The sequence below is a fragment of the Microbacterium sp. NPDC056057 genome, from assembly GCF_042266945.1.
Classification (GTDB): Bacteria; Actinomycetota; Actinomycetes; order Actinomycetales; family Microbacteriaceae; genus Microbacterium; species Microbacterium trichothecenolyticum_C.
Genome location: NZ_JBHJWS010000001.1, coordinates 1346883 through 1362697, shown reverse-complemented (window position 1 = coordinate 1362697; position 15815 = coordinate 1346883). Strand labels below are relative to the sequence as shown.

11 protein-coding genes are annotated in these 15815 nt (G+C 68.7%); 6 read left to right on the top strand and 5 right to left on the bottom strand.

The features are described from left to right. Nucleotides 1-12: 12 nt before the first annotated feature. Complete coding sequence (locus tag ACFC1K_RS05735; RefSeq protein WP_310285588.1) at nucleotides 13-2313, bottom strand: beta-L-arabinofuranosidase domain-containing protein; 2301 nt, start codon at nucleotides 2311-2313, stop codon at nucleotides 13-15. A 218-nt stretch (nucleotides 2314-2531) separates the two neighbouring features. Here ACFC1K_RS05735 and ACFC1K_RS05730 point away from each other — a divergent pair, with 218 nt between their 5' ends. After that, nucleotides 2532-2762 (top strand): twin-arginine translocase TatA/TatE family subunit, encoded by a 231-nt coding sequence (locus ACFC1K_RS05730; protein WP_375870820.1) that lies wholly within the window; start codon nucleotides 2532-2534, stop codon nucleotides 2760-2762. 10 nt (nucleotides 2763-2772) lie between these two features. Continuing rightward, nucleotides 2773-3168: a twin-arginine translocase TatA/TatE family subunit gene (locus ACFC1K_RS05725; protein WP_375870819.1), complete on the top strand. Its 396-nt coding sequence runs from the start codon at nucleotides 2773-2775 to the stop codon at nucleotides 3166-3168. 354 nt (nucleotides 3169-3522) lie between these two features. On the opposite strand, the gene ACFC1K_RS05720 is transcribed toward ACFC1K_RS05725, so the two are convergent. Continuing rightward, the gene (locus tag ACFC1K_RS05720; RefSeq protein WP_375870818.1) at nucleotides 3523-8166 is read right to left on the bottom strand and encodes a discoidin domain-containing protein; all 4644 of its coding nucleotides are present in this window, start codon (nucleotides 8164-8166) and stop codon (nucleotides 3523-3525) included. A gap of 315 nt (nucleotides 8167-8481) precedes the next feature. Here ACFC1K_RS05720 and ACFC1K_RS05715 point away from each other — a divergent pair, with 315 nt between their 5' ends. Continuing rightward, nucleotides 8482-9333, top strand: a complete 852-nt coding sequence (locus ACFC1K_RS05715) for an NAD-dependent epimerase/dehydratase family protein (RefSeq protein WP_375870817.1) — start codon at nucleotides 8482-8484, stop codon at nucleotides 9331-9333. Continuing rightward, nucleotides 9330-9905 carry a DUF1992 domain-containing protein gene (locus ACFC1K_RS05710; RefSeq protein ID WP_375870816.1) on the top strand — a complete coding sequence of 192 codons (576 nt, stop codon included), beginning with the start codon at nucleotides 9330-9332 and terminating at the stop codon, nucleotides 9903-9905. The genes ACFC1K_RS05715 and ACFC1K_RS05710 overlap by 4 nt, the downstream gene beginning before the upstream one ends. A gap of 6 nt (nucleotides 9906-9911) precedes the next feature. Here the strand turns inward: ACFC1K_RS05710 and ACFC1K_RS05705 are convergent, their stop codons facing one another. Genes ACFC1K_RS05705 through ACFC1K_RS05695 form a run of 3 tightly spaced genes read right to left on the bottom strand, consistent with a single transcriptional unit; the run spans nucleotide 9912 to nucleotide 12971 of the window. After that, nucleotides 9912-10739 (bottom strand): carbohydrate ABC transporter permease, encoded by an 828-nt coding sequence (locus ACFC1K_RS05705; protein WP_375870815.1) that lies wholly within the window; start codon nucleotides 10737-10739, stop codon nucleotides 9912-9914. Next, nucleotides 10739-11668 carry a carbohydrate ABC transporter permease gene (locus tag ACFC1K_RS05700; protein ID WP_375870814.1) on the bottom strand — a complete coding sequence of 310 codons (930 nt, stop codon included), beginning with the start codon at nucleotides 11666-11668 and terminating at the stop codon, nucleotides 10739-10741. The genes ACFC1K_RS05705 and ACFC1K_RS05700 overlap by 1 nt, the downstream gene beginning before the upstream one ends. 55 nt (nucleotides 11669-11723) lie before the next feature. Continuing rightward, complete coding sequence (locus tag ACFC1K_RS05695) at nucleotides 11724-12971, bottom strand: extracellular solute-binding protein (protein ID WP_375870813.1); 1248 nt, start codon at nucleotides 12969-12971, stop codon at nucleotides 11724-11726. Between the two features lie 205 nt (nucleotides 12972-13176). On the opposite strand from ACFC1K_RS05695, the gene ACFC1K_RS05690 reads away from it, so the two are divergent. Beyond that, complete coding sequence (locus tag ACFC1K_RS05690; RefSeq protein WP_375870812.1) at nucleotides 13177-14703, top strand: alpha-N-arabinofuranosidase; 1527 nt, start codon at nucleotides 13177-13179, stop codon at nucleotides 14701-14703. 20 nt (nucleotides 14704-14723) lie between these two features. Next, nucleotides 14724-15728, top strand: coding sequence for a LacI family DNA-binding transcriptional regulator (locus ACFC1K_RS05685; protein ID WP_375870811.1), 1005 nt, complete (start codon nucleotides 14724-14726; stop codon nucleotides 15726-15728). Nucleotides 15729-15815: the final 87 nt, after the last annotated feature.

Below are 15815 nucleotides of genomic sequence, written 5' to 3'. Positions count from 1 at the left end.
GTGATCGGCATGTCAGTTGCCTCCGTCGATCGGCGCACGGCCGGCGGCGAGGAGGATCCTCTGGCGGTTGCGGGCGGTGAGCAGTCCGGCGGCGACATACGCCGCCGAGACCTCGCCGACCGCGCCCAGGAACGCGAATCGGTCGGCGAACGGCGCCTGCTCCCACACCTCGTCGAGCAGGGTCTTGTTCGCCCGCTTCGGGTTGGCGACTCCCGCGTCCTGGCCGGCGAACGTGACCGACGGCTCATTGCGCTGGAAGTACATGTGGTAGGCCACATCGCGTCCGTTGTAGGCGGGCTCGTACGACTGCGACCCGATCGTGAAGACGTTCGCGGCGGTCTTCGAGATGCCGCGGGTGACGTCGCCCGACAGGTTCAGCCGGTCAGCGAGCGACACCTTCAGGTAGCTGGTCGACGAGCTGGTCGCCGTCAGCACCACGGGTCCGTACATGAGCGCCTGGATGTCGGGCCGGTCGATCGCCGCCTCCACCCGCACCGTGAGCGGGATGCGCACCGTGATGGTGTCCCCGGCCGTCCACGCGCGCGAGATGCGCGCGTAGGTGCCGGGCACCGCGTCGACTCCCGCCGGCGCGCCGTTGACCTGGACCTCCGCGCCCGACGACCAGCCGGGGATGCGCAGATGCACCGTCAGCGGACCGGACGGGGCGGTCTTGACCGTGAGAGTGGATGTCTCCCCCTCGGGGTACGACGACACCTGCTCGAGCACGAGCCCGGTCTCCTCCCATTCGAGGGTGGACGCGATGTAGAGGTTGACATACAGCTCGCTCTGATCGGCGGAGCGGAAGTAGATGCCTTCCTGGTACTTCACGTGACTCTCGAGCCCGGTCCCGCCGCAGCACGTGCCGATGTTGCCGTTGCCGTACTCTTTGCGGGCCCCGGGCTGCACCGGGAACATGTACAGGTTCTCGGGGCCGGAGGTCGACTCCTGGTTGCGGCGACCGCCCAGGATGTGGTTCAGCACGGTGCGCTCGAAGTAGTCCATGTACTTCGGGTTCTGCTCGTTGAAGAACAGGTAGCTCGCGACCTTGAGCATGTTGTATGCGGCGCAGGACTCGGCGTTGCGCGGACCGATGTCGCCGGCGACGGTGTTCGCCGGTCCCCACAGCTCGCCTTCGCCCGTGCCGCCGTGCGCATACGAGCGCCCGGGGACGACCATGTCGTAGAAGCCCTTCGAGGCGTCCAGGAAGTGGTCGTCGCCGGTCTGCGCGGCGAGCTTGATGTAGCCGGGGAACTGCGGGATGTGCTGGTTGGCGTGCTTGCCGTTGAGCGTGTCGGTGCCGGCGGCGCACGCGTCGACGAGCGTGTGCAGGGTGAACAGGTGCGCGGCATCGAGGAACTCGCTCTTCGCCGCGTCGTTCGAGCGCCAGTAGAGCTCAACCAGCACCTCGTTCATCCCGCCGTACTCACCGGCGATGTACGAGCCCCACATGCGGGCGAGCTGGGCGGGTGTGCACTTGGAGAGGCGGCTGTACACCCAGTGGCCGATGCCCTCGGCGAGCGCGAGCGCCTTCGTGCTGCCTGCCAGCGCGTGCGCGTCGAGCAGGCCCGCGAGGATCTTGTGCAGCGTGTAGTACGGGGCCCAGATCTCGCCGTAGGGCGCGAACTCCTCGAGCGCCGAGAACTGCCACTCTCCGTACGCCGAGAGGAACCCGGGGTGCGAGTAGCGCGGGGCGCCCTGGTACTCCTGGGCGGCGAGTGCCGCGCGGCACTCCTCGAGGCCGTCGACGATCGCATTGACCTTGTTGAGGAGGGCCACCTCGCCGGTGGAGGCGTAGGCCATCGAGATGCCGCTCAGGAAGTGGCCGCCGTAGTGGCCGCGCAGGCATCCGCCCGCACCCGCGGCGTTCTGGCCGCGCACGTATTCGCGCGGGCCCCAGCGCTGGAGATCGGGGTTGGGTCCGAACTCCTCCCAGCCGCCGGGCGGCGTGGCGCCGTTCGTCGGGAGTCCGGCGTTGCGGCGGAAGACCGCGAGCACCTTGTCGACCGAGTAGGCGCGGTACAGCACGAGGTGCTGGTTGAGCGCCCGGGTGAAGACGCTCTGCCCGAGCGTGACGGACGTGAGCGGGAACGGACGGACGCTCCACGACTGGGGGTACACGAGCGTCTGCGCCGCGCGCACCATGCGTGTGGGATACGCCGCCCCCGCGGTGCGGAACGCCGCCCCGGGTGCGGGTGCCGCAGCCTGCGCGCCCCCAGCGTCGAGGAGGCTGGTCGCCGCGACGGCGCCGGCGATGGCGAGCCCGCCGCCGAGCACCCTGCGCCGAGTGAGCCCTGACGGGTTCTCTCCGATCATCACTGATCCTTTCGGTTCTTCTTCGGACCTTGAGGCGCACCCGAGCACGGAAGATCACGGCTGGCCCGCTTTGCACGTTAGCGATATCAGTGAGCGCTAACAAGCTTTTCGAAAGTTTTCGGAAGGCTGCTTGACCGCGCTTCGGGAACGGGTCATACTGAGCATTCGCGCGTGGTGTTAGTGCTAACAGCGCACCGTCGATCAAAGGAGACCACGACGTGCTCGCGAACCTCAACGGCTGGCATCTGCTGATCGTGCTGGCGGTGATCCTGCTCCTGTTCGGAGCAGCCCGTCTCCCTGCCCTGGCCAAGAGTGTCGGGCAATCGGCACGGATCCTGAAGGGCGAGATGCGCCACGCCCCCAAGACCGCCGACGCTGAAGCGGACTCCCCCGCGACCGCCGTCCAGACGCCGGCGGCAACCCCCGCGGACACGCGCTCGTCGAGTTGAGGCGCCTGCGGTGTTCTTCGGCCTCACCGTCGAAAAGCTTTTCCTGATCGGTGTCGTCGGGGCTCTCCTGGTCGGCCCCGAACGCCTGCCGGAACTGTCGCGCAGGCTCGCCCAGGGGGTGCAGGCGGCGAAGGCCGCGCTGGCCCGCACGACCGCACGCATGCGCGACGAGATGGGACCGGAGTTCGACGAGGTCGACTGGCAGAAGCTGGACCCTCGTCAGTACGACCCTCGCCGCATCGTCCGCGAGGCACTGCTCGAGCCGGTCTCGTCGTTCCAGCCGCTGCCGCCGCCGCTGCCCGCGGCCGAGGCGGAGACAGACGGCGCAGCCGCCCCCTCCGATGCGGCGCTCTCTGAGCCCTCCCCCGCATCACAGGGCGCACCCCCCGCACCGTCAGCCGTCTGACCTTCGGCCGCCCGCCGAGCGCCGCACCGGTCGGGGTGGCGGCATCCACTCTGCCGACTCCGCCGGCCCGCCCCGCGCGCCGGTGCGGACCGTTCCCGTCGGGCGACGCATGGAATGACACCGGCGAGCCCGTCCGGGGCCCCCACGAGCCCCCTGTCGGACGACACGTGGTCGGCGCCGTCCCCCGCCACGGTCCCACCCGTTCAGGTTGCGCAACGCGTGGGATGACAGCCGCGATCCCGCGTGCCGTGGCACCTGAAACACCGCTGCCGGGCCCCTTGGGGGACCCGGCAGCGGTGTGTGGGTTGTGCGGAGGCGGCGACGGATGGACCGTCGCCGCCTCCGGCCTGTGGATCAGCCGCAGGACTTCGCCGTGTACGGCGCCTTCACCGTGGTGGTGGAGCCGTCGGCCGCCGTGGCGGTCACCGACACCTCACCGGCGGTCACCGACGCGGCGCGTACCGCGAAGGCGTTGCTGACCGACTTGCCGGCGCCGACGCCCGTGACCTGCTTGGTGCCGTAGTCCGATGCCAGCGCGAGAGTGACGGGTTCGTCGTGCTCGTTGGTCGCCTTCACGACCAGCTGGATCTTGCCCGCCACGCAGCGGGTGTCGACGGTGGCCGACACCTTCGGCCCGGGTGCGATGCCGTCACCGACCGTCAGGGTCAGCGTCGTCGACGTGGTGCCGGCGGTGCTGACGTACGACGGCAGGATCAGCTGACCGCGGATCTCGTAGACGCCCGGCGTCTGCACGATCGACTCGTCGAAGTCCCACTCGACGCCGATCGCCCGGTTGTCGCGTGAGCCGTCGTTGTACGACACGGCAACCCGCTCCGGCAGCCACGGCAGCTCGCCGACCTCGACGGCCTGCTCGAACTGCTGCGCTCCCTGGATCGAGATGCCGCCCTGCGAGTTCTCCGGCCGGACGTACACCTGCGCCTGGGCGATGAGCCCGTACGCGGTGTTGGTGCCGTACACGGTGAACGGCTCGACGTTGGTCTCGGCGACCTGCTCGGCGGTGATCGCCTGCCAGGTGAAGGGCACCGAGCCCCGCGCACCGCTCGCGAAGACGACATCCAGCTCAGCCGGCAGCTGCGGGATCTCACCCACGACCGTGCGGACCACGACAGGCGCGTCCACAGACGCGACCGTCTCGCCGTTGACCCGCCAGCGCAGCACACCGGTGCCCGCGCCGCCGGTCTGCACGCCCGTGATGCGCACGCGCAGCTGGCTCGCCTCGATCGCCTCGAACTCGAAGCGGTTGAAGGCGTTCAGCTTGAGGCCCGCGGCGTAGGTGGAGCCGTTGGTGAGGGTGACCGGAGTCCAGTTGGTGCCGTCGTTGGACGACTCGATGACGTACGTGTCGGCTCGCGGCGACCGCGTCCCGCCGTTGTCGTCGTACCAGTAGATCTCCGTCGAGCTGATCCGCACCGGCGACTGCCACGTGTACCGCAGCCACGCGGCGTTCGCCACCGACGTGCCGTTGGCCGTCTGACCCCAGTTGCCCCAGCCGTTGCCCGCACCCGGGTTCGAGCTGGCGGGTGTGGTGGCCTCGTTCACCCGGTTCTGGTTCTCCCACGAGGCGACACCGCTCGAGGTGATCGTCGCGACCGCGCCGTACTCGGCGGACGTGGCCTTCTCGGTGAGGTCGAGCGACACATCGCGCTGCGTGGTGAGCGCGCCGTCACTCGCCTGGAGCCGGAACACGTACGCGCCGGCGACGGTGCCCGTCACGGTGGTGCGCAGTGCGTTCTGGTCCGAGAAGATGACGCCGGCGCCCGCGGGTGCCGACACGGTCGACCAGCTGTACGTCAGCGTGCCCGACTCCGGGATGCCGTCGTCCGTCGCCGTTCCGACGAGCGTCGTCGAGAGGTTGCCGTCGCGGGAGCGGTCGGCGGTCGCGGTGACCACCGGCGCGTCGTTGACGACCACCGGGACCTCGCGGCCCGAGTCGAAGACCTGGATCTCCGAGATCGCCGTGGAGAACGACGGTGTGTTCGTGAACGCCACGCGCACCTTGCTCGCGGTGACCGTCTCGAACAGCGCCTCGTTGAACTTCGGCCCCGGGATCTTCGGCGCCTTGAAGGCGTCGGGCACGGTGACCCACTCGCCCGCACCGTTCTGCACCTGGATCGCGTAGCCCTGCGGCTCGTGGTAGCCCCCGGCCTGACGGTCGCTGACGAACCACACCTTGACGTTGTCGAACGTCTTCGGCGAGCCGAAGTCGATGTCGACGTAGCCGCCGGCCTCACCGGTGCCGTAGTTGCCCCAGTAGGGCTCGTTCGCGGTGATGCCGTCGGTGACGGCGTTCAGCGACACCGGCCGCTCGGTCTCCTTGATGGCACCCGGCGTGTAGTTCATCGACCCTGTCGAGAAGCCCGGCGTGTGGAAGTTGCGCCACGCGGCGGGGCGCGCACCCTGCTGGGTCGCGGACGACGACAGCGTGGCACCGGAGGCCAGGTTGGCCGCCTCCTCCTCGAGGTCGATGCCCGCGGTCTTGAGGTACGACACGACCCGCTCGTCCTGGATCGGGGTGTCGACGGCGGTGGGCACGTCGGCGCCCTCCTCGGCGACCACCGTCACGTCCAGGCCCTCGTCCGACTCGACGATCTCGTTCGTCGCCGGGTCGTAGACGAACCGGCCGAGGTCATCGGCGGTCGCCTTGCGCTCGCCGTCGACGAACAGGCTGTAGCCGGCACCCAGGCCGTACTCCGAGCCGTCCTCGTCCCAGACGATCGTCAGGTCCTTGCCGTGGTAGTTCAGGTTGTTCACCATGAAGTTCCCGTAGCCGAGGTCGATCGGCCAGAGCTCGATCTTGTCGTCCGCGCGGGGACGGATGCCTCCCATGTCCTCCACGTAGATGTAGTTCATGTTGCCGAGCATCACGTGGTTCGGGTTGTTGCGGTTGTACGTCTTCGTGGCGGGGTTCCAGTTCGAGTAGTACTCGGACTGGTTGGCCACGCGGGCGTCACCGTTCGGGTAGATGCTCCACGCCATCCACTGCAGCAGGCGCTCGGCGTACTCCGGAGTGATGTACTTCTGCTCCGGGTCGTAGTCGCGCAGCGCGGCCCGCGCCGCGCGGTACTGCACGGTGAAGTTGATGTTCGAGAAGTTGTTCGACCCCCCGATCCCGAACTTCGCCCGGTCGTACTGGTTGGCCGTGTAGAACGGGAAGATCGGGAAGTTGTCGCCGTACCGGAGGAACCGGTAGCCGTCCACGTACTTCTCGGCGTCCTCCTTGGGGATGAGCCCCTCCGAGTAGATGTCGTAGAGGTTCGACTCCTTGGCCGGGATGAGATCCCGCTCCGCAGTGCTCAGCGGGTTGGCCCCGCCGTTCGAGGATGCGGCGGCCTGGGCTCCGTGCGAGGTGCCCGCGAGGAACATCCGCATCTCTTCGCTCCACAGCCGGTCCAGGACCTCGCTCTGGATCCCGTCGGCGGCGGTGCGCATCTCGGCGACCTTCGAGGCATCCGCACCCGCCTGCTCGTAGAGCTGAGCGGCCGCGTCGAAGGCGCCCCACACGTACGCGGACTCCGGGCGCTCGATCGTGCGAGCCCCCGCGGCCGAGGCGTTCGTCTTCGGGTAGCCGAAGGTGATGGCGTCGGAGTCGTTGCCGGGCATGTAGTTCGTGTCGTACGCGATCAGCATGTCGTCGTTGCCGTCGTAGTGCTCGAGCTGACCGACACCGTCGCCCTCGAAGTACGACGCGAACTTCTCCGCGATCGCCGGTCCGCCGCCGTAGACGTTGTACGCCTCGAGGCCGGCCGTGCCGATGTACTGCGAGTAGTGGTTGTTCCAGCTCGTGTGACCAGGGCTGTCGAGGAACGCCGACGATCCCGACAGCTCTCCCACATTGAGGATCTGGCCGTACGCGAGGTACGGGTTGCGGATCCACTTCGTGTCCTGCAGGTGCATCGGCTGCGTCAGCACGACCGCGTTCTGGTAGAGGTTCGAGCCTTCGACGGTGGTCGGGTACTGGTAGACGTAGCCGGCCTCGTTCGTGTCGAGCGCGTTGTAGCGCTCGCCCCACCACCGGTAGACGATCGCCTTCTCGATCGCCGCGTCGGGCACATCGATGTAGGGGATGTCCTCGGCCCAGCGCTGGTTGAACTCGGTCACGCCGGTGCGGAACGCGTCCGCCGGCGCGAGCCCGGCGTACGCCTGCAGCTGCTGCGCTCCGGCAGGCATGCCGTCGCTGGAGAGCGCTCCGACGACGGAGATCTCGACCGTGCCACCGGCCGGAACCGTGATCTGGCGGTCGAGGTTCGAGCCCGACCGCGTGAAGCCGGGTGCCTTCAGTGCGATGTCGACCTGCGACCACGCCGTGTCGTTGAGGCCGTTGTTGGAACCGCTGGTGATGGTGCGCGTGCCGACGAGCTCGTCGCCCGCGTCACCGGCGCCGGTCGCCAGCGGCGATGCGGCGCGAACGGTGAAGGTCTGTGCGGCGCCGCCCGGGTTCTGGAACGCGATCGTGGTGACGGCGACGTTGTCGTACGTGATGAACTTCTTCATGTCGGCCACCACGCCCGTGGTGCCGATGTTGTACCGCGACTTCGCGTGGCTGGGCGCGTTGAACCGCTGGGCGCCCACCTCCGTGACGGTCTGCCCGGGCACGATGACCGAGTAGAAGGATCCGAGGTTGTTGGGCCCGCCGACATAGGTCGAGCCTGCGAAGCCCATGACGCCCCACGTGCTGCCGCCGCGCAGGTACAGCGAGCGACCGCGCGTCTGGAGCACGGTGTTGTTCGCCGTGCCCGTCACTCCGAGGATGCGGTCGAGGTAGTAATCGGTGCCTCCTGCGGCGAGATCCTTCTCGAAGATCGCGCCGTGCATGCTCTCCGCCGTCCAGTCCACGCCGGGAACGAGCTTCTGCTCGACCTCCGCGAGGTTCGTGTACGTCGGGTCGCCGATGTCCATCGTGTCGGTCTGGCCGTTCGTGTAGACGCCGACGTCGGATTCGTTGCCCGGCACGGGGGCTCCGAATGCGTTCGTCGGCACGAACGCGAGTGTGGCTGCCGTCAGCGCGCAGATCGTCGCTGCGGCAGCCGTTCTTCTCCTGGTTGTAGGCGACATCGCCCATCCTCTCCATCGGGGAACGGATGACTCGGCGACGCCGCACGGGGACGGTCGGGGCGAACCGGGTCCGCGCCAGTAAAGCAGTGACGAAAGCCCGAGCGCAATGGTTTTCGAAGTTTTCGTGTTACCGGTATCTATTCACCCTCCTTCAAGCCGAAAACGCTTGCGACGTGTAGACGGCCCGTACGAGCGTGCTGGGGCTGCCCCGGCGTCGGCCAGTACTGGCAAGCTGGATCCATGCGCATCGCCCTCACCGGTTCGTCCGGCAAACTCGGCACCGTCGTCGCCCGCGAGCTTCGCGCGGCCGGTCACGACGTCATCGGCATCGACGTCGTCGGCACCCGCGGCCCGGACTTCGTCCAGGTCGACCTCACCGACTACGGCCAGGTCGTCGACGCCCTCGCCGCCGTGAACGACCGGCACGACGGGTTCGACGCCGTCGTGCACCTCGGAGCGATCCCGGCTCCCGGCATCCGTTCCGATGTCGCGACCTTCCACAACAACATGACGGCGACGTTCAACGTGTTCTGGGCGGCCGTGAGGCTCGGCGTCCGTCGCATCGTGTACGCGTCGAGCGAGACGGTGCTGGGACTCCCCTTCGACGTGCCGCCGCCGTACATCCCGGTCGACGAGGAGTACCCGCCGCGCCCCGAGTCCGTGTACTCGCTCGTGAAGACGCTCGAGGAGCGCATGGCCGTCGAGCTCGTGCGCTGGCACCCCGATCTGTCGATCACGGGCCTGCGGTTCTCGAACGTGATGGTGCCGGAGGACTACGAGGCGTTCCCGTCGTTCGACGACGACGCGCTGAAGCGCAAGTGGAACCTCTGGGGCTACATCGACGCCCGTGATGGCGCGCAGGCGGTCGAGCGTGCACTCGAGGTCGCTCCCCCGGGCTTCGAGACCTACATCATCGCCGCCGCCGACACCGTGATGTCGCGGCCCAACGCGGAACTGGTCGCGGAGGTCTTCCCCGGCGTCGAGACGCGGGACTTCGGAGAGCACGACACTCTCCTGTCGATCGACAAGGCCCGGCGCCTGCTCGGATACGACCCGCAGCACTCGTGGCGGGATCACGTCTCGAGCTCATGACCGACGACCCGCGCCTCGCCGCCGCCCGCTATCGCGCGGCGCACAGCGACAAGGCCGAGGACGACGAGTCGACGGTCCCCCCGCCCCCGGGTTCGCCGGCCGCGCGTGCGTACTCCGCGGCCGATCGCGCGGCGGTCGTCGAGACGGCGATCCAGCAGGCGATCCGCCGGGGCGAGTTCGACGACCTGCCCGGCGCCGGCAAGCCGATCCCGAGCCTCGGCGAGACGCACGACCCGGACTGGTGGATCCGCCGCAAGATCGAGACCGAGCAGCTCACCGGCCTCGGCCCGCCGGCGCTCATGCTCCGCGTCGAGAACGCCGGGCTCGAGGCGAGGCTCGACGGCCTCGGGCACGAGACCGACGTGCGCGAGGCCGTCGAGGACTTCAACCGCCGGGTGATCGAAGCCCGCCGCCAGCTGCTCGGCGGGCCGCCGGTGGTGACACCCACGCGCGACGTCGAGGCCGAGCTGGCCGCGTGGCGCGAACGGCGGGAAGCGCGCGCCGCATCGATCGCAGAGGAGACGGATGCCGCACCCCCGCGTCGCCCGTGGTGGCGGCGCCCACGGGGGTGACGGCCGTCATTTCACCGCACCCAGAGTGAGTCCGGTGCGCAAGAGCCGATAGCTGAAGACGTACACGACGAACACCGGCAGCGCCGACACGACCGCGAAGGCCATCATCCTCGGCCAGTCGATGCCGAAGGCGCCTGCCTGCTGCGCGATCAAGGCGCTCATCGGGTACTTCTCGGGCGACAGCATGAAGGTGATCCCGTACAGGAACTCGCCCCACGACACCAGGAAGAGGATCGACCCGACGGTCAGGATTCCGTTCCTGGCCAGCGGCAGCGCGAGCGAGAAGAATGCGCGGACAGTCCTCGCCCCGTCGATGCGGCCGGCCTCCTCGATCGCGAGCGGAATCGCGGAGAAGAACGGCCGAAGTAGGAGCACCGCCCAGGGCAGGAGCAGCGCGGCGTCCGCCAGGATCAGACCCGCATCCGTGTCGAGCAGCCCGAACTGCGCCAGCAGCCAGAACAGCGGGATGAGGTTCGCCGTCTGCGGGATCATCTGCAGCACCACGAGCAGCGCGAGCGCCGGCACCACGATCCTGCTCGTCACGCGGGCCAGCGCATAGGCGGCCGGGATCGCGAAGACGAGGCACACCACGGTCGTGCCGATCGCGATGATCGCCGACTGGCGCATCGATGCACCCAGTTGCGGGTCTGCGAACGCGGAGGCGTAGGCATCCCATGTGGGCGTGAAGAACACGGAGGCCTGGGACGTGAGCACCTCGCTCTGGCTTTTGAGTGAGGTGAGCACGATCCACAGCAGCGGCAGTCCGTACAGGAGGAACAGCACGATGCGGACGGTGAAGGCGAGCGGCTCCGCACGTCGTCGGGTGGCGGTCATCACAGCACCTCCTCATTGCGACGGACATCTCGCGCGTAGACGAGGGCGAACACCACGACGACCACGAGCGACAAGAGCGCAGTCGCAGCCCCCGCCCCGTAGTCCAGTCGCTGGAGCGCCTCGACATAGGCGAGGTACGGGAGCGTAGTGGACGACGTGCCGGGGCCTCCCGCGGTCATGACGTAGATGAAGTCGAAGCTGCGGAAGGCGTAGACGATCGTCAGCACGGTGAGCACCGTGGCAGCCGGGCGCACGTGAGGCAGGAAGATGTAGCGCACGCGATGCCGCGGCCGCGCGCCGTCCACCTCGGCCGCCTCGAGGACCGACTCGTCGATGCTCAGCAACGCGGCGCGGAAGATGAGCGCGTTGAACGGGATCACGGCCCACGCGTTCACGAGGGCGACCGACCACAGCGCCAGCTTCGGGTCGTACAGGAAGCCGACACCACCCGCGCCGAGTCCGAGCGCGCGCAGCGACTCGTTCACCAGGCCGTGGTCGGCGAACAGGAACTTCCAGATCGAGCCGTTGATGACCGGCGGGAGCGCCCAGACGAACACCATCATGCCCAGGAGGAACCCGCCGCCCTTCGTGCCCGACCACACCGACACGGCTGCCGCGAAACCGCCCGCCATCCCCAGAGCCGTGACGACCACCACGAAGGCGACCGTGTTCACGACGACCTTCGTGAAGTCGGGGTCGGCCAGGAGCTGTGCGTAGTTGGCGAAGCCCACGAACTCCCACTCGCGGTTGAGGGTCGCCCCGGTGACGGCGCTCACGCTCATGCGTCCCAGCACCAGCAGCGGCCACACCGCAAGGGCCGCAAGGAGGGCGGCCGCGGGCAGGGCGAACGCGAGACGCCGGTCGGATGCGGCGGGCCCGCGTCGCGCGCGGGTCGTCCCCGCCGGGCGCGAGCCCGGCGGGGACGACACGAGCGGACGGGAGGGCCGCATCGTTGTGACGGATTCCGTCCCTGTCATTGCGGTCTCAGTTCTCCAGCAACGGCAGCAGCTGCGTCAAGAGGTCGTCCGCGAGCTGGTCCGGCGAGCCCTCCTGCGCGATGGCCTTGCTCCAGAAGTCGCCCACCAGGCCTTCGACCGCGTTGACGTTGGCCGACGGCACGGCCGGGCTCGGCGAAGGCCGGCCCTGCGCCTGCACGATCTGTGCGAAGACGCTGAGGATGGGGTCGTCACCGATCTCCGAGGCGGATGCCGCGTCCGACCGGGTGGGGATCGCGCCGAAGCCCTTCAGCAGCTCGAGCTCGCCCTCCGTGGAGAAGAACGTGGACTCCAGGTACTCCTGCGCGAGGTCCTTGTGCTTCGAGAAGGCGCCGATGTTCTGCACCTCGCCGCCGAGCAGCACACCGCCCTTGTCAGTGATGGGCAGGGGCGCGACGCCGTACTCGAAGGCGGCCTCCTCGGCCGCCGCGATCTGCCAGTTCCCATTGACGGCGAACAGCGCGGAGCCGGCGGCGAACTGCTGGAACGGGACGGTCTGATCCCACGTGGCCGCCTCCTTCGAGAGGTAACCCGCGTCCACCCAGTCCTGCAGCATCGTGTAGGTGTCTGCCATAGGTTCGGCCTGCGCATCCGCATAGTCGAAGCCGTGGGACGTGAACCAGGGGAACCCCTGCCACTGGCTCTCGAGGCCCGGTTTGCCCGTCAGGGTGATCCCCTCTTTGCCGGCGGCGACCGCCAGGGCCATGTCCTCCTCGAGCTCGTCGATCGTGGCCGGCGGCGCGTCGATGCCGAGCTCGGCCATCATGTCGGAGTTGTACCAGAGGCCGAGCAGGTTCACGAACCCCTGCACCCCGAACAGGGTTCCGTCGATGCGCTGCATGGCGCCGTCGGGGAACTGGTCGGCGCCGTCGAAGTCCTCGAACCAGTCCATCGGTTCGATCGCCCCCGACTGGGACAGGTCGTAGGTGCCCGATGCGCCGAAGACGATGACGTCGGGGCCGGTCTTGGCTCCGGCCGCGGTGACGGCCTTCGTCGTCATCTGCTCGACGGGGATGTACTGGTAGTCGACGGTGACATCGGGGTGCTCGGCGGTGAAGGACTCCGCCATCGCCTCCAGCGTCGCGACCTGGCCATCGGTGTTGTAGTAGTGCCAGACCGTGAGGGTCACCGGGCCGCCGCCCGAATCTTCGCCGCCGGCGCAGCCGCTCAGTGCGAGTGCGGCCACGGCCAGGCCGGCCGTCAGCCCGGCCAGCGGCCGTAGACGAGTGTGCTTCATTGCTTACGCCTCCTGTGATGTGTGAGAGCCCACGATTTCATCGATGAAATTCGATGTGGCAAATCGCTTCTTTGGGCATCATGGCGATCGAAATCGCTTTCGTCAACTGGATTCTGCGGATTCTGATTCCTGCCGCTCCGGCTTGACACCCGGGGAACGGGCCGATTAGCTTTGCGATCAGTTCATCGATGAAATGAGGTCTTTCGTGACACGTCCGCTGATCGCCGCTCCCCGCGGGTCCGCTGCGACCAGCGCGCCGCACCACGTACCCGTCGCCGTGGGAGCACCCATCGGCACGGCCGATCCTCGACTGTTCGGGTCGTTCGTCGAGCACCTCGGGCGCGGCGTGTACGGCGGGATCTTCGATCCGGCGCACCCCGCCGCCGATGCCGAGGGCTTCCGTTCGGACGTGATCGCGCTGGTGCGCGAACTCGGGGTGACCGTCGTCCGGTACCCGGGAGGCAACTTCGTCTCCGGATACGACTGGCGCGACGGCGTCGGACCGGTGGCCGAGCGCCCGCGTCGTCTCGACCTCGCGTGGAAGTCCGTCGAGACGAACGAGTTCGGCACAGACGAGTTCATCGCGTGGTGCCGTGCGGCGGGCACCGAGCCGATGCTGGCGCTCAACCTCGGGCTCGGGGACGTTCGATCGGCGCTGCAGCTGCTCGAGTACGCGAACCACCCCGGCGGCACGACGCTCTCCGACGAGAGGATCGGCAACGGCGCCCCACTCCCCCACGATGTGCGCACCTGGTGCCTCGGAAACGAACTCGACGGCCCCTGGCAGCTCGGACACAAGAGGGCCGCGCACTACGCCGACGTCGCGGCATCCGCGGCGAACGCCATGCGCATGTTCGACCCGTCGCTGGAGCTCGTCGTCGTCGGCAGCTCGAACGCCGACATGCCGACCTTCGGCGCCTGGGAGGAGACGGTGCTCGAGCGCACGATCGAACTCGTCGACTATCTCTCATGCCACATCTACTTCTACGAAGACGACGACCTCGCGGGTTTCCTCCGCTCCGCAGACAGGTTGGACGCCTTCCTCGACGGTGTGCAGGATGTGATCCGCCGGGTCCGCGTACGGCACCCCGGGGCCCGAGACGTCCGGATCAGCCTCGACGAGTGGAACGTGTGGAACTTCCGCGCGTACGACGACATCAAGGAGGAGCGGGACTTCGAGCTGGCTCCCCGCCTGCTCGAGCAGGACTACACCGTCGCCGACGCCGTCGTCGTGGGGTCGCTGCTGCAGAGCATCCTCGCGCACTGCGACACCGTGGGCATCGCCGCCATGGCTCAACTCGTCAACGTGATCGGGCCGATCCGCGCCGAAGCAGACGGGCCGGCCTGGCGCCAGACCACCTACTTCCCCTTCGCCGCGATGGCTCGCAGTGCCGGGCACACGGTCTTCGCGACGAATCCCACCGCCGACTCGGACGTCGTGACCACGGTCACCCGCGATCCGTCGGGGGGCGCCGCCCATGTCTTCCTGACGAATCGTTCGACGGACACGCCGGCCGTCATCGAGGTCGACCTCGCGCGATTCCGTCCGAACCGGGTCGACCGCGCCGAGCTCCTGTGGCATCCCGACCCGCACGCCGCGAACACCGCGCAGTCCCGCGTGCGGGTGACGCGCCGCACCCCGACGACGGTGCTCGAAGGCGGCCGGCTGCGTCTGACGCTGCCACCCATATCATGGGCGGGGATCGAGCTGGCCTGTTCGGTCGACGGATGAGGGGGGTCGTGCGAACACCGATGACCAGCGTCACGATGGCCGATGTCGGCGAACGCGCGGGGGTGACCGCCCGCACCGTCTCGAACGTCCTCTCCGGCAGCGCCGCCGTGCGCCCAGAGACTCGGGAGCGGGTGCTCCGCGCGGTCGAGGAGCTCGGCTACCGGATGAACACATCGGCGCGCAGCCTGCGGACCGGACGCACCGGCACCATCGGCCTCGCCATCCCGGATCTCGGCATCGACTACTTCAGTGACCTCGCGAGCCGCATCATGATCGAGGCCGAACGCCATGGCTGGGGGGTGGTCATCGAGCAGACGGGGGCGCGGCGCGAAACCGAGCTGGCGATCCTCTCGGGAGCGCGTCGCCAGCATTCGGATGGCCTGATCTTCCAGCCGCATGCCCTCGGACCGGGCGACGAACGTCATCTCGCGGGCAACGACCGGCTCGTCATCCTCGGCGACCGCATCTTCAACGGCCCGGTCGACCACGTCGGCATGGCGAACACCGAAGCCGCCGCGATGGCGACGCGCTACCTCCTGGACCGCGGTCACCGCAGAATCGCCGTCATCGGGTCCAACCCCGACGTCAGCACGGTGAGTGCCGCCTCGCTCCGGCTGGACGGCTATTCCCGGGAGCTGGTCGATCGCGGGCTCCCCGTCCGCGATGACTACGTCGTCGTCGCGAAGCAGTGGCATCTGCGCGACGGCGCGACCGGGATGGCCCAGCTCCTCAGCCTGCCCGAGCCGCCCGAAGCGGTCTTCTGCTTCAACGACACTCTCGCGTTCGGCGCGCTGCATACGCTGGCCGCACGAGGGCTGCGCGCGCCCGACGACATCGCGATCATCGGCTTCGACAATGTTCCGATGGCCGAGTTCTCGGTGCCCCCGCTGACGACGATCGACCCGGGGACGGGTCAGATCGCCAAGCAGGCCGTCGATCTGCTGGCATCGCGGGTCGAAGGACGCGCGGCCGCACCCGCCGAACTCATGACCGACTGCTCTCTCGTGGTGCGCCGCTCGGCCTGACCCCCTGTCACGTGCACACGCGCCGGCCGTGCGAGCCGAAAGGTGCGGCGTCCCAGACCCGGATCCTCCGAGTCTGGGACGCCGCAC